This is a genomic window from Bordetella sp. BOR01, assembly GCF_019218885.1.
In the GTDB taxonomy this organism is placed as follows: Bacteria; Pseudomonadota; Gammaproteobacteria; order Burkholderiales; family Burkholderiaceae_B; genus Bordetella_A.
Genome location: NZ_JAHUWT010000005.1, coordinates 266143 through 286155 on the forward strand (window position 1 = coordinate 266143; position 20013 = coordinate 286155).

At 66.9% G+C, this 20013-nt stretch carries 21 protein-coding genes and 1 tRNA gene; 12 read left to right on the top strand and 10 right to left on the bottom strand.

What is annotated here, in order from left to right:
- Positions 1 to 67 precede the first annotated feature (67 nt).
- Entirely contained in the window at positions 68 to 1324 is a 1257-nt protein-coding gene (locus KW845_RS26635) for an acetyl-CoA hydrolase/transferase C-terminal domain-containing protein (protein ID WP_218372412.1), read from the top strand.
- Here the strand turns inward: KW845_RS26635 and KW845_RS26640 are convergent.
- Positions 1321 to 2331: a zinc-binding alcohol dehydrogenase family protein gene (locus tag KW845_RS26640; RefSeq protein ID WP_218372413.1), complete on the bottom strand. Its 1011-nt coding sequence runs from the start codon at positions 2329 to 2331 to the stop codon at positions 1321 to 1323. The two genes, KW845_RS26635 and KW845_RS26640, sit on opposite strands and share 4 nt — an antisense overlap.
- 135 nt (positions 2332 to 2466) lie before the next feature.
- Here KW845_RS26640 and KW845_RS26645 point away from each other — a divergent pair, with 135 nt between their 5' ends.
- The gene (locus KW845_RS26645) at positions 2467 to 3348 is read left to right on the top strand and encodes a LysR family transcriptional regulator (protein ID WP_218372414.1); all 882 of its coding nucleotides are present in this window, start codon (positions 2467 to 2469) and stop codon (positions 3346 to 3348) included.
- Between the two features lie 9 nt (positions 3349 to 3357).
- Here the strand turns inward: KW845_RS26645 and KW845_RS26650 are convergent, their stop codons facing one another.
- On the bottom strand, positions 3358 to 3711 hold the full coding sequence (locus KW845_RS26650) for a DUF1428 domain-containing protein (RefSeq protein WP_218372415.1): 354 nt from the start codon (positions 3709 to 3711) through the stop codon (positions 3358 to 3360).
- A gap of 94 nt (positions 3712 to 3805) precedes the next feature.
- Between KW845_RS26650 and KW845_RS26655 the strand changes: the two genes are divergently transcribed.
- A complete protein-coding gene (locus KW845_RS26655; RefSeq protein ID WP_218372416.1) occupies positions 3806 to 4246 on the top strand; it encodes a MarR family winged helix-turn-helix transcriptional regulator in 441 nt (146 codons plus the stop codon).
- A gap of 13 nt (positions 4247 to 4259) precedes the next feature.
- On the opposite strand, the gene KW845_RS26660 is transcribed toward KW845_RS26655, so the two are convergent.
- The 4 genes from KW845_RS26660 to KW845_RS26675 all read right to left on the bottom strand — a co-directional run bounded on the left by KW845_RS26660 (position 4260) and on the right by KW845_RS26675 (position 7465).
- Positions 4260 to 4727: a DUF2214 domain-containing protein gene (locus tag KW845_RS26660; protein WP_218372417.1), complete on the bottom strand. Its 468-nt coding sequence runs from the start codon at positions 4725 to 4727 to the stop codon at positions 4260 to 4262.
- 4 nt (positions 4728 to 4731) lie between these two features.
- Positions 4732 to 5112, bottom strand: coding sequence for a DUF6152 family protein (locus KW845_RS26665; protein WP_218372418.1), 381 nt, complete (start codon positions 5110 to 5112; stop codon positions 4732 to 4734).
- A gap of 132 nt (positions 5113 to 5244) precedes the next feature.
- Complete coding sequence (locus KW845_RS26670; RefSeq protein ID WP_218372419.1) at positions 5245 to 6471, bottom strand: CaiB/BaiF CoA-transferase family protein; 1227 nt, start codon at positions 6469 to 6471, stop codon at positions 5245 to 5247.
- Between the two features lie 22 nt (positions 6472 to 6493).
- Positions 6494 to 7465, bottom strand: coding sequence for a tripartite tricarboxylate transporter substrate binding protein (locus KW845_RS26675; protein WP_218372420.1), 972 nt, complete (start codon positions 7463 to 7465; stop codon positions 6494 to 6496).
- 156 nt (positions 7466 to 7621) lie between these two features.
- On the opposite strand from KW845_RS26675, the gene KW845_RS26680 reads away from it, so the two are divergent.
- The 7 genes from KW845_RS26680 (at position 7622) to KW845_RS26710 (ending at position 14633) form a co-directional block, all read left to right on the top strand.
- On the top strand, positions 7622 to 8392 hold the full coding sequence (locus KW845_RS26680) for an enoyl-CoA hydratase/isomerase family protein (RefSeq protein ID WP_218372421.1): 771 nt from the start codon (positions 7622 to 7624) through the stop codon (positions 8390 to 8392).
- On the top strand, positions 8382 to 10004 hold the full coding sequence (locus tag KW845_RS26685; protein WP_218372422.1) for an AMP-binding protein: 1623 nt from the start codon (positions 8382 to 8384) through the stop codon (positions 10002 to 10004). Before KW845_RS26680 ends, KW845_RS26685 begins: the two co-directional genes overlap by 11 nt.
- Positions 10001 to 10942 carry a hydroxymethylglutaryl-CoA lyase gene (locus KW845_RS26690; protein ID WP_255592963.1) on the top strand — a complete coding sequence of 314 codons (942 nt, stop codon included), beginning with the start codon at positions 10001 to 10003 and terminating at the stop codon, positions 10940 to 10942. The genes KW845_RS26685 and KW845_RS26690 overlap by 4 nt, the downstream gene beginning before the upstream one ends.
- A 92-nt stretch (positions 10943 to 11034) precedes the next feature.
- The gene (locus KW845_RS26695; protein WP_218372423.1) at positions 11035 to 11577 is read left to right on the top strand and encodes a MarR family winged helix-turn-helix transcriptional regulator; all 543 of its coding nucleotides are present in this window, start codon (positions 11035 to 11037) and stop codon (positions 11575 to 11577) included.
- 94 nt (positions 11578 to 11671) lie between these two features.
- Complete coding sequence (locus tag KW845_RS26700) at positions 11672 to 12403, top strand: enoyl-CoA hydratase/isomerase family protein (protein WP_218372424.1); 732 nt, start codon at positions 11672 to 11674, stop codon at positions 12401 to 12403.
- Entirely contained in the window at positions 12400 to 13596 is a 1197-nt protein-coding gene (locus tag KW845_RS26705; RefSeq protein ID WP_218372425.1) for a CaiB/BaiF CoA-transferase family protein, read from the top strand. Before KW845_RS26700 ends, KW845_RS26705 begins: the two co-directional genes overlap by 4 nt.
- Positions 13597 to 13664: 68 nt before the next feature.
- Positions 13665 to 14633 (top strand): tripartite tricarboxylate transporter substrate binding protein, encoded by a 969-nt coding sequence (locus KW845_RS26710; protein ID WP_218372426.1) that lies wholly within the window; start codon positions 13665 to 13667, stop codon positions 14631 to 14633.
- Positions 14634 to 14664: 31 nt separating this feature from the next.
- Here KW845_RS26710 and KW845_RS26715 read toward each other — a convergent pair whose 3' ends face one another.
- The 4 genes from KW845_RS26715 to KW845_RS26730 form a co-directional block, all read right to left on the bottom strand.
- On the bottom strand, positions 14665 to 15621 hold the full coding sequence (locus KW845_RS26715) for a nitronate monooxygenase family protein (protein ID WP_218372427.1): 957 nt from the start codon (positions 15619 to 15621) through the stop codon (positions 14665 to 14667).
- Between the two features lie 147 nt (positions 15622 to 15768).
- Complete coding sequence (locus tag KW845_RS26720) at positions 15769 to 16881, bottom strand: alkene reductase (protein WP_218372428.1); 1113 nt, start codon at positions 16879 to 16881, stop codon at positions 15769 to 15771.
- A gap of 38 nt (positions 16882 to 16919) precedes the next feature.
- Positions 16920 to 17213: a helix-turn-helix transcriptional regulator gene (locus KW845_RS26725; protein ID WP_218372429.1), complete on the bottom strand. Its 294-nt coding sequence runs from the start codon at positions 17211 to 17213 to the stop codon at positions 16920 to 16922.
- 104 nt (positions 17214 to 17317) lie between these two features.
- Positions 17318 to 18127, bottom strand: coding sequence for a helix-turn-helix domain-containing protein (locus tag KW845_RS26730; protein ID WP_218372430.1), 810 nt, complete (start codon positions 18125 to 18127; stop codon positions 17318 to 17320).
- Between the two features lie 143 nt (positions 18128 to 18270).
- Between KW845_RS26730 and KW845_RS26735 the strand changes: the two genes are divergently transcribed.
- Both KW845_RS26735 and KW845_RS26740 read left to right on the top strand, forming a co-directional pair.
- Entirely contained in the window at positions 18271 to 19542 is a 1272-nt protein-coding gene (locus tag KW845_RS26735) for an MFS transporter (protein WP_218372431.1), read from the top strand.
- A 32-nt stretch (positions 19543 to 19574) separates the two neighbouring features.
- Positions 19575 to 19651, top strand: a tRNA-Arg gene (locus tag KW845_RS26740).
- Positions 19652 to 20013 lie beyond the last annotated feature (362 nt).

Here is a 20013-nt window from a genome sequence, read left to right on the forward strand (position 1 = left end):
GCGGTATTTTCTTATCTGATTGCTATACTTGAATTAAATATACGTACAACTTTCAAGGAACTTTTCCGTGAAGAAGCTGGCCCACCTGAGCGAATTCCTGGAAAATATCGGGCTGCGCGAATGCATCGCCGTCCATTCGGCTGCCGCGCATCCCACCGTCCTGGCCGGCCAACTCGCCGAGTCATCCCATCTGCTGCGCGGACGCGTGGTTCATTCGCTGCTGCCCTACGGCCCGGTGCCTTATGCACAGGTGCCCGCACGCGATCACCTGGAACTATCGACGTTTCTACCCGGTGCGGGCCTGCGCGCCGCCCTGGATGCAGGCCGCCTGCATGTCATGCGCCAGCCGCTATCCGAAGCCCCGCACTCGTTCAACGAGGCGAATCCGGTCGGTGCCGTGCTGCTGCGGGTGTCGCCGCCGGATGACACAGGCAAAGTGAGCCTGGGCGTGGCGGTCGATTACATGCCCGCCGCCTTGCAGGCCGCGCGGCGGGTCGTGGCCGAGATCGATCCCGCCATGCCCCGGACGGCCGGCGATGGCTGGCTGAGCGCCGCCCGCATCGACGCATTTGTCGATGCCGTGGACGGGCCCCACGAGGTTGCGCCGGGGCAGCCGGATGCGATCGACGAGGCGATCGCCAGCCACGTGGCGGGTTTATTGACAGACGGGGCGGTGCTGCAACTGGGGGTGGGGTCGTTGCCCGACCAGGTGCTGGCCAAGCTGGGCCATTTGAAGCACCTGGGGCTGCACACCGGCATCATCGGCGATGGGGCTCGCGCGCTGATCGAGCGCGGCATCATCGATAACAGCACCAAAGAGGTATGCCCGGGGGTGTGCGTGGCCACCATGGCCTTGGGCACCCGCGCTTTCTATGCATTCATGGACCGCAATCCGGCCATCGAACTGCATCCTTGCTCGATGACACATGGCAAGCAGGTGCTGCGGCGATTGGGGCGCCTGCACGCCATCAACGCGGCCTTGCAGGTGGATCTTCACGGGCGCGTCAACGCCGAATGGGCGGGGTCGCGGCAGGTTTCGGCACCCGGCGGCCTGCCGGATTTCTCGCGCGCCGCCGCGGCACTTGCCGGCGGGCGCAGCATCATTGCCCTGCGCGCCCGCGACCGCAAGGGCGGCAGCGCCATCGTGCCCGAACTGCCGCCCGGGCGGCCATGTTCGCTGCAGCCCGCAGAGGTCGACTGCTACGTCACCGAGTATGGCGTAGCCGCCGTGCGCGGATGTTCTGCCGATGCCCGGCGCAAGGCGCTGATTGCCATTGCCCATCCCGGGCACCGGGATACGTTGATGCGCTGTGGCGGGACCTAGAAGCCTTCGACCACGATCTTGCCCCTGGCCGCACCGGTTTCCACGCGCCGGTGCGCTTCGCGCATATTGGCGGCATTGATCGGCGAGAGCACGTCGGCCAGCGTGGTGCGGATGCGGCCCGCGTCGATCTCGCCGGCCACGAACGACAGCAGGCGATGCTGCTCGATCATGTCCGGCGTCTGGTGCATGGCGCGGGCAAACATGAATTCCCAGTGGAAGCTGGCCGACTTGGTCTTCATGCCGGCCATGGGCATGGGCAGGTCGGTGTCGTCGATGGACACGATCGCGCCCTGCGGGCGCACCAGTTCCACGGCGGCGTTCCAGTGGCGCATGTCGTTGAAGATGGCCACGTAGTCCACGTGCGCAAAGCCCGCGGCGCGCACCTGTTGCACCAGGTCTTCGCGATGGTTCACGACGTGGTCGGCGCCCAGTTCCCGTACCCAGGCGATGGTCTCGGGCCGCGAGGCGGTGGCGATGACAGACAGGCCGGCCCGCTTGGCGAGCTGGATGCCGATGGACCCGACGCCGCCGGCGCCGCCCACGATCAAGATGGCCTTGCCCCGGTCGGCGCCGTCGCGGTCGATGCGCAAGCGGTCGAAGAAGGCCTCGTAGGCAGTGATGGTGGTCAGCGGCAAGGCCGCCGCTTCGGCAAATGACAGGGTGCCGGGCTTGCGGCCGACGATGCGCTCGTCGACCAGGTGGAATTCCTGGTTCGTGCCGGCACGGGTGATGTCGCCGGCGTAATAGACCTCGTCGCCGACCTTGAACAATGAAGCTTGCGGGCCTACGGCCTCGACCACGCCGCTGGCGTCGTAGCCGATGACGCGGGGGGGCGTTTCCACCTTGTCCTTGGGCGCGCGCACCTTGACGTCCACCGGATTGACGGCAACCGCCTTCACGGCCACCAGGATGTCGCGGCCTTGCGGCACGGGCTTGGGCAAATCGACGTCCAGGAAGGCCTGGGGGTCGGAAACAGGCAGGTAGCGGGTCAGGGCAACGGCTTTCATGATGCGGTCCTTCAGGCGAATAGGGGGAAAGGTGTCCGGGCTGGCTGTTCGACCGGGCTTGCCGCCAATGTAGCGCTTGCGGTATTTTTTGATAATTACCTTGAAATAAAAATCACACTTCGGAATTGCCGAAAAATGCTTCTGGAAAATCTTGCGCTGTTCTTGCGCATCGCCGAAAAGGGCGGCATGGCTGCCGCCGGCCGCGAAATGGGCCTGTCGCCAGCCTCCGTGTCCGAACGCCTGGCGGCCCTGGAAAAATATTATGGCGCCGCGCTGATGGCGCGCACCACTCGCGCCATCAGCCTGACCGAAGAGGGCCGGCTGCTGGCCGACGGCGCCCGCCGCCTGCTGGCCGAGGCCGATGAGCTGGAAGCCCGCGTCAAGTTGGGTACGCAGAAGATTTCAGGCCCTATCCGTTTCAGCGCGCCTGAAGATTTGGGGCGCCGCCGCATCGTGCCCGTCGTCGACGCATTCCTGGATGCGCATCCCGAGGTCAGTATCGACCTGAACCTGACCGATGGCAATGTCGACCTGGTATCGCAGGGGCTGGACTTTGCCGTGCGCCACGGCGTGCTGGCCGACAGTTCGCTGCGGGCCAGGCCCCTGGGCGAGAACCGGCGCGTGGTGTGCGCCTCGCCCGATTACCTGGCCAGGCACGGCGTGCCGGCTCATCCCGATGAGCTGTCGCAGCGCGACTGTATCGTCATGCGCTTTGGCCAGGGCCTGGACCGCGAATGGCTGTTCCAGGTCGACGGACGGCCGCACAAAGTGCTGGTGCGCGGCCGGCGCGTGGCCAACGACGGCGGCCTGGTGCGGCAATGGGCTTGCGCGGGGCACGGCATCGCGTTGAAGTCGATCCGCGATATCGATGCCGACCTGGCCAGCGGGGCGCTGGTGGAAGTGCTGCGGGACTATTCGATCGGCGCGACGGCGCTGCAGATTGTCTACCCGCCCAGCGCTGTACAGCCGCGGCGGGTGCGGCTGCTGATGGAGTGCCTTGCGCAGGCCTTGGCGTAGGCGCGCGCCTTATACGTCCAGCACGGGTACGAAGCCCCCGAAGATCATGCGCTTGCCATCGAACGGCATGCTGTCGCCCATGGTTTTCATGCGCGGGTCGCTCATCATTTTCTGGTTGGCCGCGTCGCGCGCTTCTTTCGAGGGGTATTCGAACCACGAGAACACGACGACTTCGTCGTCTTTCGCCTTGACCGCGCCGCGAAAGTCGGTGACCTTGCCGTCGGGCACGTCATCGCCCCAGCATTCGACCATGCGGGTGACGCCGAATTCCTTGAACAGCGGCGCCGCGTCGGAAGCGTGCTTGATATAGGCCTCTTTATTGGCGGCCGGGACGGCGACGACAAAACCTTCTACGTACTTCATCGTTGTGCTCCTTGGAGACGGGCAGGGCGAGCACCTGCCAGGTGGTGAAGTGCTGGAGTTTGACTAACGTTGATATCAACATAATAATGCGGCCATGTCAAAAAGAATTCCGTTCGAGGCCACGCTGGAAGTCCGCGACGCCTGTCTGTGCCTGCACGTGCAGCGCGCGGCGCGTGCACTGGCGCGGCGTTTCGATGTGGCGCTGCGGCCGGTGGGGCTGACCAACGGCCAGTTTTCGCTGCTGATGGCGTTGAACCGGCCGCATGCGCCCACTTTGGGGCCGGTGGCGCAGGTGCTGGCCATGGATCGCACCACGCTGACGGCGGCCTTGAAGCCGCTGGAGCGCGATGGCCTGGTGCGGGTGCGGGCCGACCCGGACGACCGCCGCAACCGGCTGCTGTGCCTGACGGCGCGCGGCCATGCGGTGCTGGCAGCGGCGCTGCCCATCTGGCGCAGCCTGCATGCCGATATCGAGGCGGCTTTGCCGCCGCCCGGGGCGGATGCGTTGCGCGCAGGCCTGCGTACCCTGGGCTGATGCCGCGCGGCCGCTACAAGAACCCGATCCAGCGGCCGGCCACGATGGCGGCCAGCCACAGCAGGATCGACAGTGCCGCGTGCAGCCGCGCCACCGGCGGCACCGGGGCATCGGCCAGCAAGCGGCGCCACGACCTGCCGGCGTGCAGCCACAGGGCGTTCAGCGTACCCAGCGCTATCAGGGCCAGCTTGGCCAGGAACGCGGTGTTGCCCAAGTACTGCGCCGGCTGCACCGAAAACAGCCAGAAACCGGTCAGCACGGCCAGCAGCAGGCCGCTGGCCGCCATGCGGGCCAGGTAGGGCGCGGCCGACGACAGCGGCAGCGCGCGGGCAGCGCCCAGCAGGCGCAGGTCCAGCGCGGCAATGGTGCCGAACAGCACGCCGATGGCGCAGATATGCGCGGCGTTCACCAGCAGGTAGGCCGTGTCCCAATGCCGCAGCAGCGTGGCATGCGGCAGGTCGGCCAGCCATTGCAGCGTCATGGTGCTATTTCTTGATGCGTTCCGGGTAGATGTCGTAGGTCTTGCCGCCCACGGTGATCTGCACGGCTTTCATGCGCTTTTCGGCGTGGTCTTGCGCGCGGTTGCCGGTGGCGGCGATGCTGTCGCCGGGCTTGGCCGACCCTTCGACAAAGCCGGAGCGCTTGGTTTGCGAGGGGTTGCCCAGTTCGACGCGCCACAGGCCCTCTTGGGTTTCCACGTCGAGCCATGGGTGCGGCGGCGCAATTTGCACTTGCTTGATGGTGCCTTGCAATTGGATTTGTTCGGTATCCGCCCACGACCAACCGTGGTGCGCCGATGCGCTTGCCATGAACAGGCCGGCAGCCGCCAGCCCCGTCAGATTTGCAGCGAGTGAGCGATAAGACATGATGACACCTTCCGCGAGATGTGTTCGATGTGCCCGCTGGCTCGCCGCGCAGGGGCGGCGGCTGGCAGTGCAACTCACTATAACGTTGCATGGCGTGCCGGCATAGCGCCGCGCAAGCGGGGGGCGCTGCGCTCAGTCTGGCGGGGCGCTGGCCTGGCCGCCATCCAGCATGGCCTGGATGCGGGCTTCGCCGTAGCCGATCTCGCGCAGGATGGCGCGCGTCTGTTCGCCGATGCGCGGGGCATGGTGGCGCAGCCCGGGCGAGTAGCCCGTCATGGATACCGGCACATTGATGTGCTTGACCGTGCCCTGGCTGGGGTGCCGCACCTGTTGCACCAGGCCCACCGCGCCGACGTGCGGGTCGTCGAGCAGGCTGTCGATAGTGTGGCAGGGCATGGCCGGGATATCGTGCCTGGCCAATACAGCTTGCCAGTGCGCCGTGTCGTGGCGGGCGATTTCGTCGGCGCGGATCTGGAAGAACTCGGCAATGTGGTCGATGCGGCTGACGGCCGTGTTGAAGCGGCTGTCGGCCTTCAGTTCCGGCCGACCCAGGGCGTCGAACAGCGCCATCACCTGGGCATCGGTGTTGGTGGTGATGCAGATATGGCCGTCGCGCGTTTGCACCGGCCGCGCGTTGGGGTCGAGCAGGCGCCGGTCGCCGCTGGTGCCGATGGGCGGCTCGAAGGTCGCGCCGTACAGGTGTTCGCTGAGCACCAGCGCCGCATAGCTTTCGAACATGGGCACTTCGATCTGGCGGGCCTGGCGTGCGCGGCCCTGGGCCAGCAGCGCCACCAGGATGGCGTTGGCCACCATCAGCGCGGCGCTGCGGTCCACCACCACATACGGCACGTACCGGGGTGCGCCTTCGGTGGCCGCGAACAGGCTGGCCAGCCCGGTGCCGCCCTGCAAAATAGAGTCATAGGCGGGCCGGTCGGCATACGGCCCGGCCGAGCCGAAGCCGACGATGGCGCAATAGACGATGTGCGGATTGACGGCCCGCAGGTCGTCGAAAGTAAGCCCCAGCTTGCGGATGGCCGAAGACCGCATGTTATGCACGAACACATCGCAGTGCCGCGCCAGTTCCAGCGCGGCCTGGCGCCCCGCGGCCGCCTTCAGGTCCAGCGCGATGCTGCGCTTGTTGCGGTTCATGTGCATGAACTTGCCCGACATGCCGGGTGTGGGCGAGCGGCCCGAGATCCAGCGGATGATGTCGCCCGAGGGCTGTTCCAGCTTGGTGACCTCGGCGCCGTAATCGGCCAATACCTGGGTGGCATAGGGGCCGACCACGGCCGAGCTCAGGTCCAGGACGCGCCAGCCCGCCAGGGGCAGGTGGGCGGCGGAATCGGTGGCGTGGTTCATGCGGGGTACCGGGGCAGAGGGGTCAATCCAGGCGGACGCCGGTGGCATCGATCAGTGTCTCGTACTGCTGGGTTTCCCGGGCGACCAGCGCCGCCAGGTCTTCGGGCGAGCCGCCCAGCGCGATGTTGCCGCTTTGCCGGAAGCTGTCGAGCAATTCGGGATCTTGCAGGGCCTGCACCATGGCGGTGTTCAATCGGCGCACCACGGCCGGGTCGAGCCGGCGCGGGCCGAATACGGCGAACCAGTTGCTGGCCTCGAAACCCGGCATGCCGGCTTCGGCAAAAGTGGGTACGTCGGGCAGCATGGCTTCGCGGTGGGCCCCCGTGGTACCGAAGCTGGCGGCCGCGCGGGTCTTGACTTGCTGCATGACGGTGGGTACCGAGTCGAACAGCAGGTCGATGGTGCCGCCCAGCAGGTCGTTCAGCGCGCCGGCAGTGCCCTTGTAGGGCACATGACGCAGCTCGATGCCGCTGCGCGACAAGAAAGACAGGGCGACCAGGTGCGTGTTCGAGCCGACGCCTGCCGAGCCGATGGTCAGTTGGCCCGGGTGCGCCTTGGCATGGGCGACCAGGTCCTGCAGGCTGGCCACGGGCAGGCCGGGGCGGCCCAGCAACACATAATCGAATCGCGACACCGCGCCGATGGGGGTGAAATCGCCTACCGGGTCGTAGCCCACGTCGCGGCGCAGGTAGGGATTGATGACAAAGGCGGCCGCACTGCCCAGCAACAAGGTATAGCCATCGGGCGGTTCGGCAGCCACGGCGCGGGTGGCGATCATGCCTCCCGCGCCCGGACGGTTTTCGACAACGACCGACTGTTGCAGCTGCTTGCCCAGCGCGCGAGCCAGGATGCGCGCCACCAGGTCGCTGCCGCCGCCCGCCGAGAAACCGACCACCAGCTTGACCGGCCGGTCGGGATAGGCCTGGGCATGGGCGCCGGGCAATACGGCGGCATGGATGCAAAGGGCGGCGATGACGCGGCGCAGCAGTTTCATGACGGCCTGCGATGGTTGTAAAGTAATTGATATCATCAACTATGAAGTTGATTTGTGCAACTTCATCGTGCGGGCTGGGTGTATTGAATATAGTGGATTTAATCAACTAGTTATCGTATAGTGGCTGCCAGCGATCTCGCCATGTCAGGAGCCTGAATGAGCGCCGTTTACGAAACCATTACCCTGGACATCGCCACGCATGTCGCCACATTGACGCTGAACCGGCCCGACAGCCGCAACGCATTGAGCCTGCGCATGTGCCATGAACTGGTATCCGCGCTGTCGGCGCTGGCTGCCGACGAACGCGCGCGCGTGGTCGTGATCCGCGGCGCGGGACCGGTGTTCTGCGCCGGGGCTGATTTGAAAGAGCGCAAGACCATGTCCGACCAGGACATGACCGCGCGGCGCGTGGCCGGCTTTGCCGCTTATGCCGCCATCGAGCGGCTGTCGCAGCCCGCAATTGCGATGGTGCACGGCGCGGCTTTTGGCTCGGGCTGCGAAATCGCCGCGGCGTGCGACTTCATCCTGGCGGCCGAAGGCACCCAGTTCTGCTACCCCGAAGTGGGGTGGGGCACCATAGGCGCCACCCAGCGGCTGCCGCGCGCGGTGGGGCCGCGCATGGCCAAGGAATTGCTGTACACCGGCCGCAGATTCGACGCGCACGAAGCGCGCGAGATCGGCCTGGTCAACCATGTGTATGCGGCGGCCGGACTGCCGGCCCGGGTTGGCGACATGGCGGCCCGCATTGCGCAGGCCACGCCCCTGACGGTGCGGCTGACCAAGCGCAGCGTCGACCAGGGCCTGGCCACGACGCGCGAAGGCGCCATGGCAGTGGAATTGCTGGCCATCGAAGAAAACCTGCGCGGCACCGACTGGAAGGGGGCGCTGGCGGGTTTCGGCAGCGCGGGGGCGGCAGATGCTGGCTGAACCCACCACCTTGCCGCGGTGCCTGGCGCGCACCGTGGCCGAACGCGGGCCGCAAGAGGCCTTCGTGGGGCCGGACGGCCGCTATCGCTGGCAAGACCTGGCCACCCGGGCGCGCGGTATTGCCGCTGCCTTGCATGCGCAAGGGGTGCGCCGCGGCGATCATGTCGGCGTCATGCTGGGCAACAGCGCATTATGGATCCAGGTGTTCTATGCCTGCGCCAGCCTGGGGGCCGTTACCGTGCCCGTCAATACGCGCTTCAAAAGCGAAGAGCTGCGCTTCTGCCTGAAGCAGGCCGATATCGGCCTGTTGATCCTGGCCGACGAGTTCCTGGGTATCGATTTCGTCGATCTGCTGCGCCAGGTCGAACCCGCCGTCGATACGCGCTTGCCGGGCAGCGCATTGCCGATGCTGCGGCAGGTGGTGGTGGTGGGCCCCCGGGTGCCGGCGGGCGCGTTGGGCTACGACCGGTTCCTCGCGCAGGGCGCGCCCGTACAAGGCGCCGAGCTGGATGCCCAGGCTGCGCAGGTGGCTCCCGACGACGTGCTGCTGATCCAGTACACATCGGGCACGACCTCGTTTCCCAAGGGCGTGATGCTGACTCACGCCAACATGCTTACCAACGCCTGGGCGGCCGCGCAGCGCATGGGGGTGACGGCCGGCGACCGGTACTTCAGTATCCGGCCATACTTCCACGTGGCGGGCACGACATTGTCGATCCTGGTCAGCCTGGTGACCGGCTGCTGCCTGCTGACCCTGCCGCGCTTCGACGTGGCCGAGGCCTTGCGTATCCTGGCTGCCGAGCGCTGCACCCTGACCTCGGGCAACGACACGATCTTCCTGATGCTGATGGGCCATCCCGATTTCGATCCGGCGCGGCTGCATTTGCGCGGCGGCTGGGCGGCGGCGGGGCCGGAAGTGATGCAGAAGATCCGCGATGTGATGGGCGTACCGTCGATATGCAATGCGTATGGGCAATCAGAAGCCTCGCCGAATGTGATCATGTCGGCTTGCGACGATGACTTTTCCTTGCGTGCCATGGGCTGGGCCCTGCCGCACCCCGGCATGCAGGTGCGCATCATCGATCCGGCCACGAGCGCTGTCTTGCCGCCGGGCGAACGCGGCGAGATCCAGGCCAAGGGCTGGAGCATCATGAAGGGCTACTACAACATGCCCGATGCCACGGCCCGCGCGCTCAGCGCCGACGGCTGGCTCAGCACCGGCGACCTGGGCGAGATGGACGGCGAGGGGCGCCTGCGCATGGTGGGGCGCCTGAAAGACATGTTCCGGGTCGGCGGCGAGAACGTGGCGCCGCTGGAAATCGAAGAGATCCTGCACGCGCATCCCGCCGTGCAGATGGCCCAGGTGGTGGGTGTGCCCGACGCGCGGCTGGGCGAAGTGCCGGCGGCCTTCGTGCTGCTGAAAGCGGGGCGCACGGCCCAGCCCGGCGAACTGGTGGCGTGGTGCAAGGCGCGCTGCGCCAATTTCAAGGTGCCGCGCTACCTGGACGTGGTCGATACTTTCGAGCACATCGGCATGACGGGCAGTTCGAAGGTGCAGAAGAACAAGCTGCGCGACTATGCCCTGCGGCGCTTCGGCCTGGAACAATCATGACGCGCGATGTGATCCTGTGCGAATGCTACGCGCGCGACGGCCTGCAGCACGAGCCGCAGTTCATTGCCACGCCGGTCAAGGCCGGCCTGATACAGCGTTTTGCCGATCTGGGTTTCGAGCGGGTCGAGGCCACCTCGTATTCCAACCCCAAGGTCGTGCCGCAATTCGCCGACGCCAGCGTACTGCTGGCCATGCTGCCCCGCCGCGCAGGGGTCTGGTACAAGGCGACCTGCGCCAACGTGCGCGCGGTGGAACGGGCGCTGCACGACCTGGACGCCGGGTACGGCGCCAATGAGATCAGCCTGCTGGTCTCGGCCAGCGAATCGCATTCGCAGCGCAACCTGAAGCGTTCCCGGCAAGACCAATGGGACAACATCGCCGCCATGGCAGGCCGCGCCGCCGGCCGCTTTCGCATGGTGGGCACCATTTCGGTGGCCTTCGGCTGCCCGTTCGAGGGCGCCGTGGACGCCGGCCGCGTGCTGGACGACGCCCGTCGCTTTGCCGGGCTGGGCGTCGACGTGGTGACGCTTGGCGACACCACCGGCATGGCGGCCCCTGCGGCCGTGCGCAGCCTGTACCGGCAACTGCGGCAGGAATTCCCGCAGCTGGCTCTGGTGGCCCATTTCCACGACACGCGCGGCACCGGGCTGGTCAACTACGTTGCCGCCCTGGAGGCCGGAGTGCGCCATTTCGACAGTGCTTTCGGCGGCGTGGGGGGCCATCCCGACAAGGTCAAGTACGGCGGCGGGCACACGGGCAACGTGGCCACGGAAGACCTGGTCAGCCTGTTCGAGTCGATGGGCGTGCGCACCGGGCTGGACCTGGCCGCGCTGCTGGATGTGTCGCGGCTGTGCCGGGACACGCTGGGCCGCGAGCTGCACAGCCGCGTGGCGGCCAGCGGCCTGAACCCGCTGGCCGGCCAGCGGGCGCAGCCATGAGCCGCCTGGCCGCCGCCCCGGTTGTTTATCATGTGCGCGTTTGCACGCGGCCGGCCCGGCGCGTGCGCCTTCAGTCTGGATACTAGGACATCATGGCCACTCGACCCGCACGCAATACCGCTGCCGCCACCGCGGCCCGCGCTGCTCCCTCCCAGCTGAAAGAGCTGTTCTCGTATCGCCTGAACCGGCTGGCGCATGTCTCCAGCCGCATTGCGGCCGGCCTGAATGAAAGCCGCTATGGCGTGGGGCCGCGCGAATGGCGCATCATCGCGCTGCTGGGCGCGGCGGCGCCGATGTCGCTGAATGCCTTGGCGCGCGAATCCAACGTCGACAAAAGCCAGGCCAGCCGCGCGGTGTCGGAACTGATCGAAAGGAAACTGATCCGGCGCAGCGCCGATGCCGAGGATGGGCGGGGCATCAGCCTGGACCTGACCGCGGCCGGCCGGCGCCTGTACCAGGAAATGTTCCCGGCGGCGGTGATGCGCAACGAATCGCTGCTGCAGGTGCTGAGCCCGGCCGAACGCGACACGGTCGAACGGGCGCTGGACAAGCTGATCGAGCGCGCGCTCGAGATGTTCCACGACGCCAAAGCCGAAATCCCCACCCGCCGCGGCCGCAACGCGGGACCGCGCTAGGGGGGCGGGCGCCAGTGTGGTTTTGGCGCGCCCATATAGTTGATTTATGCAATTAGTTGGCGTTTGCCCGCAGGCGCCCTGACAAGGAACCTTCATGACCGAACTGCTGATCGAAGACCTGGATGCCGTACGCGTGCTGCGCATGAACCGGCCAGACAAGCACAACGCGCTGAACACTATCTTGACCCAGGGGCTGCTGGACGCGTTGCACGATGCCGACCGCAATGGCGCGGTGCGTGCGATCGTGCTGGCGGGCAACGGCAAGTCGTTCTGCGCCGGCGCCGACACCAGGGAATTCGCCGGCCTGACCGCGCAGCACGCCGATGCGGTGCTGCAGCGCGCGGAACTGACCACGGCATTGCACCTGGCGTTCTCGCACATCGGCAAGCCCGTGGTGTCGGCCGTGCAGGGCAATGCGCTGGGCGGTGGGGCGGGGCTGGCGCTGGCCTGCGACATGGCGGTCATGGCCGACGACGTGCGCTTCGGCTATCCCGAGCTGCGGCACGGCATTGTGGCGGCGGTGGTGATGGCCAACCTGGTCAGGCAAGTGGGCCGCAAGCAGGCCTTCGAACTGGTGGCCATGGCCGAGCCCATCGATGGGGCGCGTGCCCTGGCGCTGGGCCTGGCCAACCGCGTGGTGCCACCCGCCCAGGTGCTGGAGGCCGCGCTGGGCCTGGCACAGCGCATGGCCGGCTGGGAACCGGCCGCCATGAAGCTGACCAAGCGGTCGTTCCACCGGTCGGCCGACCTGGCGTTGGCCGAGGCGCTGGCGGTGGGGCGCGATGCCAACACCATCATGCGCAGCTTCGGCGGAGGTGGGCAATGAGACCGTTGGACGGCATCACCATACTGGATCTTTCGCGCGTGCTGGCGTGTCCCTTTGCCTCGATGATCCTGGCCGAGCTGGGCGCCACCGTCATCAAGGTCGAGCAGCCCGGCGGCGGCGACGAGACGCGCGGTTTCGAGCCGCGCGTGCAGGGGCCCAACGGCACCGAATCGGCCTACTACCTGGCATTCAATCGCAGCAAGCAGTCGATCACGGTGAATTTCCGGCATCCCGACGGCCAGGCCCTGATCCGCCGGCTGGCCGAGCAGGCCGACGTGGTGGTCGAGAATTTCCCGGTGGGCACGTTGCAGAAATACGGCCTGGACCGCGAGCACATTGCGCCGGGCAATCCCGACCTGGTGTATTGCTCGTGCACGGGCTTCGGGCTGACCGGCCCCTACGCCGGCCGCAAGGGCTACGACACGGTGTTCCAGGCCATGGGCGGCATCATGAGCCTGACCGGCGAGCGCGGCGGCGGCCCGGTCAAGCCGGGCCTGCCGGTGGCCGACCTGACCTCGGGCCTGTGGGTGGCCATCGGCATCCTGGCCACGCTGCTGGGCCGAGAACGCACGGGCCGGGGCTGCCACCTGGATTTCTCGATGCTCGATGGCCAGGTGGGCCTGCTGTCGCTGGCCGCGGCGCGCTATTTCGCCTTGGGCGAGGTGCCGCAGCGCCTGGGTACCGAGCATCCGGGGCGGGTGCCTTCGGCGGCTTTCGAGTGCCGCGACGGCAGATGGGTGCAGATCACCGGCAGCGACCAGCACTGGCAACCCCTGTGCGAACTGCTGGGCCTGGCCGATTGGCGCGATGACCCGGTGCTGGCCCGCAATGCCGCGCGCGTGGCGCGCCGCGACGAGGTCATGCAAGGACTGGCGGCGGCCATCGCCACGCTCGACCGCGACGAGCTGTGCGCGCGCTGCGACGCGGCCGGCGTGCCGGCCGGGCCGATCCTGTCGGTCGACGAGATCCTGGCCGATGCCCATGTGCGCGCGCGCGGCATGGTGAGTGAATACGAACATCCCCAGCTGGGGCGGTTTGGGGCCGTGCCGGTGCCGTTCAAGTTCGACGGCTACGACGACCCCAGCCTGGACCGGCCGCCGCTGCTGGGAGAGCACACGCAGCAAGTGCTCAGTGAACGCCTGGGTCTGGACGACCAGGCCATGGCGGTCCTGCGCGACAAAGGGGCGATATGACACCTGCCGGGGCCTGAGCGGCCATCGGCGCCGCATTTCCATTCCCGTAAAAACACCAGGAGACACATATGCAAGCGATCAGGAAGTTCATGGTGGGCGCCGCGGCGGCCACGATGTGCGCGGCCGTCTGGGCGGCGCAGCCGTATCCCTCCCAGCCCATCACGCTGGTCAATCCCTATGCGGCGGGTGGCCCGGCCGATACGCTGGGCCGCGCCCTGGCGCGCGAACTGGAAAAGCAACTGGGCCAGCCCGTGGTGGTGGAAAACAAGGGCGGCGGCGGCGCCGCCATCGGCACGCAGATCGTGGCGCGCGCCAGGCCCGATGGCTATACGCTGCTGCTGGGTACCGCGGCCGCGCATATCGTGACCCCCTTGATGCAGCACACGCCGTATGACGGGATCAAGGATTTCCGCTTCATCGGCATCGCAGGCAACCAGCCCAATATGCTGGTGGTGCATCCGAAGCTGGGGGTGAAGTCCGTGCAAGAGCTGATCGCGCTGGCGCGCAAGGATCCGGGCAAGCTGAACTACGGTTCGGCCGGGCCGGGCAGTTCGCCGCACCTGGGCGCCGAGTTGTTTCGCCAGCAAGCCGGCATCGAGCTCGTGCATATTCCGTACAAGGGGGCGGCGCCCGCCATCAATGACCTGGTGGGCGGGCAAGTGGATATGGCCGTGCTGAACCTGGCGGCCAGCCTGCAGTTCATCAAGGACGGCCGTTTGGTGCCCCTGGCGTATGCCGCCAAAGAACGCTCGCCGCTGCTGCCGGATGTGCCCACGATGGCGCAGGCAGGCATCAAGGATGCCGAGTCGGCGTCCTGGTACAGCCTGGCGGCGCCGGCAGGTACGCCCGATGCCATCATCGATCGCTTGAACAAGGCGGTCAACGCGGTGAACCGGGATGCGGCCTATCGCGACCAGATGACTTCGCAAGGCGTGGAACTGTGGAGCATGACGCCGCAGCAAGCCACGGATTTCGTGCGCAAAGACCAGCAGGTGCTGACCGGACTGGTCAAGGGGGCGGGGCTGGTCAAGCAATGACGCGGCAGGGGCCGGCGCCGGGCCCTGCCGGTCAGGCCGCCAGCAATTCCGAGCCGCGCGCCAGGGCCTGGCGCGCTTCGCGCACCAGGTCGGCGACCACCTCGCCGGCTGGCTGCAGGGCATCGATCAGGCCGGCGCTTTGTCCGGCTTCGACCTTGCCCGCTTCCACGTCGCCATCCTTGGCCGACTGCTTCAGCGATCGTTCCGAGAACAATGCGTCCAGGTCGGCGTCCGAAGCGCCGGCGCGTTCGATGGCGGCATATTCGCGCGCGAAGGCATTGCGCAGCAGGCGCACCGGCGAGCGTCCGCGCCCGACTAGCGTGGTGTCGGCCACGCCCGCGGCCAGCACTGCCTGCTTGTAGGCGGCGTGCAGGCCGGCTTCGGGTGTCAGCAGGAAGCGCGTGCCCAACTGGGCGCCATCGGCGCCCAGGCACAGCGCCGCGGCCAGGCCCGCGCCATCGGCGATGCCGCCGGCAATGGCGAAGGGGATCTCGACCGCGCGCGCCACCGCCCGCGCCAACACCAGCGTGCCGACTTCGTCGGGGCCGGGGTGGCCGCCGGCTTCCAGGCCCACTGCGATGACGGCATCCACGCCGGCTGCCTGCGCCTTCTGCGCATGCATCGGGCTGGCCACTACCTGCAGCCACTTGATGCCCGCCTCGCGGGCGCGCGGCAAGTGTTTCTGGGGCCCGCCCTGCGATGCAATGATGACCGGCACGCGCTCGGCCACGGCGATGTCCATGTGCTCTTGCGCCCGCTTGTTGTACAGCGGGATATTGACCGCGAACGGCGCGTCGGTACCCGCACGCACCGCCTGGATGGCGGCCAGCAGGTCGTGCGGATACATGGGCCCCGATGCGATGGTGCCCAGGCCGCCCGCGCGGGATACCGCCAGCGCCAGTGCGGCGTTTGACGAGGCCCAGCTCATGCCCCCCTGGATGATGGGGTAGCGGATGCCGAGCAGGCGGGTCAGGCGGGTCTGGAGCATGGCAGGCGTGGGTCAGGTGGGTGATTCAGGCTGCCATTCTTGCCGATATCGTTGATTTTAGCAACTATATTGGGAGAGGTGATCCCATCCGTGGCAGCCCGCGCTGCCGGTGCCGGGCCGCGCAATGCACGGCCCGGCACGGCGCCATCAGGCCAGCGCCGGGTAGTCGATATAGCCTTGCGCGCCGCCGCCGTAGAACGTGGCCTTGTCGGGCTGGTTCAGCGGGGCTTTTTCGCGCAGCCGGCGCACCAGGTCGGGGTTGGCGATGAACGGCTTGCCGAAAGCGATCAGGTCGGCCTGGCCTGTTTCCACCGCCCGTTCAGCCAGGGCGAAGTCATAGTCGTTATTGGCCATCCAGGCGCCCCGGCCGCCGGCCTGGTGATAGGCCTGGCGCAGCGCGGCGTAGTCGAACGGCTGTTCGCCTTGCTGGAAGTCGCGCGCGCCGCCGGTGGCGCCTTCGATGATGTGCACATAGGCCAGGCCATGGCCGGCCAGCTTGCGCACGACATAGTCGAACAGCGGCTGGGGTTGCGGGTCGCTGGCGTCGTTGGCCGGCGTAACCGGAGAGATGCGGATGCCGGTGCGGCCCGCGCCGATCTCGGCCGTGACCGCATCCATCACCTGCACCAAGAGGCGTGCGCGATTCTCGATGCTGCCGCCGTAGTCGTCGGTGCGCTGGTTGCTGCCCGAGCGCAGGAACTGGTCAAGCAGGTAGCCGTTGGCGGCATGGACTTCCACGCCGTCGAAGCCGATCTCGATGGCGGCACGCGCGGCGCGGCGATAGTCTTCGACGATGCCGGGCAGCTCATCCTGTTGCAGCGCGCGCGGTTCCGAGGTGGGCACGAATTCGCCGGAGCCGTCTTCGCGCACCAGGTAGGTCTTGGAATTGGCGCGTACTGCCGAGGGGGCTACCGGCGCGCCGTTGCCGGGCTGCAGCGAGTCGTGCGAGATGCGTCCCACATGCCACAGCTGCACGACGATCTTGCCGCCGGCGGCGTGCACGGCATCGACGATGCGCTTCCAGCCCGCCAGTTGTTCGGCCGAATACAGGCCGGGCACCTGGGCATAACCCTGGCCCTGGTGGGTGATGGCGGTGGCTTCGGTGATGATCAGGCCGGCCGTGGCGCGCTGCGAGTAGTAGGTGACCATCATGTCGGTGGGCACGGCGCCGGGCGCGCGGTTGCGGGTCAGGGGCGCCATGACGACGCGGTTGGACAATTGCAGGTCGCCGGCGGCGATGGGATCGAATAACGTGGGCATGGTGAAGGCTTTGCGTGGGGGAAGGGAAAAGGATTGGACTAGAGTTCCTGGCCGAGCGTGCGCACGAAGGCCGCGATGGTGGCTTCGTTGCGCTTGTAGAAAATCCACTGGCCGATGCGGCGCGTGGTGACCAGGTCGGCGCGCTGCAATACCGCCAGGTGCGTGGACATGGTCGACTGCGACAGCCCGCAGCGTTCGAACTGGCCGGCGCATACGCCGACTTCCAACGGGTGTTCCTGGGTGGAGAAATGCTTTTCGGGCTCTTTGAGCCACTGCAAAATGTCGCGGCGCACCGGGTTGGCCAGTGCCTTGATGATCAGATCGATGTCCATGCGGGCAGGGTAGTAGATCGAATGTTCTCGAATTATATATCTATAAATCTAGATATATCTATATTAGCAATGGCGGGGTCAGGGACTGGGTAAGGAAAATCAGCCTAGGTCTGACGCAGGCGCAAATAAGCCTGCGGCGGCATTCCCAGCGCCCGCCGGAACATGGCGCTGAACGCGCTGGGGCTGCGGTAGCCCAGTTCGGCGGCCACCCGCGCCACCGGCTGGCCCAGCGCCAGCCGGCGCAGTGCGTCATCCAGGCGTACCTGCTGCACCCATTGCCGGTAGTTCAGGCCCAGTTCGGCCTGGAACAGGCGGATCAGGGTACGGCCGCTGGCGCCCACTTCGTCGCCCCAGTCATGCACGGTGCGGGTCAGGCTGGGCTGGGCCAGGATGGCCCGGCATACGGTCTGAAGGCGGCGGTCGTGCGGCCAGGGAATCTGGATGGGAATCACCGGCGCGGCCTGTAGCTCGGTCAGCAACAAGGCGACGATCTGCCCGCCGCGCCCCTCCAGCGGGTACTCGATGGGTTCGGCCGCCAGCGCCAGGATCAGCTCGCGCAGCAGGCCCGATACCTCGACCACCTGGCAGCGGTCCCACAGCGCGCCCGCCGCGTTGGGATGCACATACAAGGTGCGCATCAGCACCTTGCCCACCATCTGGATGCCGTGGATGGTGCCGGGCGGCACCCATAGCGCGCGCAGCGGCGGCAAGGTCCAGAAGCCGTCGGGGGTGCTGACGCGCATCACGCCTGCGATGGCGTATACGAGCTGGCCGCGCGGGTGGCTGTGCGGGCCGGTGGTGTCGCTGGGCACGAAATCCTTGGCCATGGCCGTGACCAGGCGCGGCACGTGCTGGTAGTCGTCGGCAACACGGCTGCGCGTGGGATCGGCGGGCAAGGTCGGGCGGCGTGGCATGGACAGGATAAAGCCAGTATGGTTATGTCATTTTGGCGACGAAAGTTGGCACTTCCGCGCCTTCGGCACTTTATACACTGATTGTCTTGCGCGCTGCGGCGCGCGCCTGGGTTCGCTTGCCGACTCATTTCCGCTGCTACGCCATGACTTCTGCATCTTCTGCCGGCCCGGCGCCGGCTGCCGCTTCTGCCACTGCTTTCAAGGTATTGGGCGCCATCAGCGTGGCCCACATGATGAACGACATGATCCAGTCGATCTTGTTGGCCATCTATCCCATGCTGAAGGATTCGTTCAGCCTCAGCTTCGGCCAGATCGGCCTGATCACGCTTACCTACCAGATTGCCGCGTCGCTGCTGCAGCCCTGGATCGGCCTGTACACCGACAAGCGGCCCACCACGTATTCGCTGCCGATCGGCATGGGCTTCACGCTGGTGGGCCTGCTGATGCTGGCTTTCGCGCCTTCGCTGCCTTATCTGCTGGTGGCGGCGGCGCTGGTCGGTACCGGGTCGTCGGTGTTCCACCCCGAATCGTCGCGGGTGGCGCGCATGGCCTCGGGCGGACGCCACGGCCTGGCGCAATCGCTCTTCCAGGTGGGCGGCAACGTGGGCTCGGCCCTGGGGCCGCTGCTGGCCGCGCTGTTCATCATTCCGCATGGGCAGACCAGCGTGGCCTGGTTCTCGCTGGCGGCCTTGTTCGGCATCGTTGTCCTGGTGGGCATCGGCCGCTGGTATGGCGCCAACCGCGCGCTGCTCAAGCCCAAGCCCCGCGCCGCCGGCGATGCCGACGCCCCGAGCCGGGCCAAGGTGGTGTGGGCCCTGAGCATCCTGGGCGTGCTGATTTTTTCCAAGTACTTCTACCTGGCCAGCCTGAACAGCTATTTCACTTTTTACTTGATGGACAAGTTCGACTTGTCGGTGCGTTCGGCGCAGTTGTACCTGTTCCTGTTCCTGGCTGCCGTGGCCTTCGGCACTGTGGCGGGCGGCCCGGTGGGCGATCGCATCGGCCGCAAGATCGTGATCTGGGTATCCATCCTGGGCGTGGCCCCATTCACCCTGATGCTGCCGCACGCCAACCTGTTCTGGACGGGCGTGCTGGTGGTGGTGATAGGGGTGGTGCTGGCATCGGCCTTTTCGGCCATCGTCGTGTATGCCCAGGAACTGGTGCCCGGCAAGGTGGGCATGATCGCCGGACTGTTCTTCGGCTTTGCCTTCGGCATGGGCGGGCTGGGCGCGGCGGCGCTGGGCCACTTGGCCGACGTGACCAGCATCGCCTTCGTGTACGAGGTCTGCGCCTATCTGCCGCTGCTGGGTATCGTTGCCTTCCTGTTGCCCGATATCGAGCGCAAGAAGCGGCGCCCGGCCGGGCTGGCCTTGAGCCCGCAGATGGGCGGCACCGAAACCAGGCTGGACAAGTAGGATTTTTCGGCTATAATTTCGCCTCTTTACCAGCGCCCGTAGCTCAGTTGGATAGAGTACTTGGCTACGAACCAAGGGGTCGTGGGTTCGAATCCTGCCGGGCGCACCAAATTTAAAAGGGTCTCCATTGCGAGGCCCTTTTTCTTTGGGTTGCGGGTTCTGCGCATCGATGCAACTTGTGCATTTGCGCCCATGCCCACGGGCGGACCCGGTTGCTGGCGTCCCGCTCGTGCTCCGCCGTGGCCAGTGCGGCAGCCTTGGCCGATGCCGGCCAGATCAATCAACGAATTCAAATACCTGCGATCTGGAACGCCTTCCAGGCACATAGACGCCTGCCTGTTCCCCTCGTGTAATTCGTATAATCGTATACAATTATACGAATGGGGCGGCACGAAACCTTGGCCCAGCCCCGTTGCTTATCGCGTGGCCCCTGGCGCCACGGTTTTTCATCACATCCGTTCAACGGAGGAG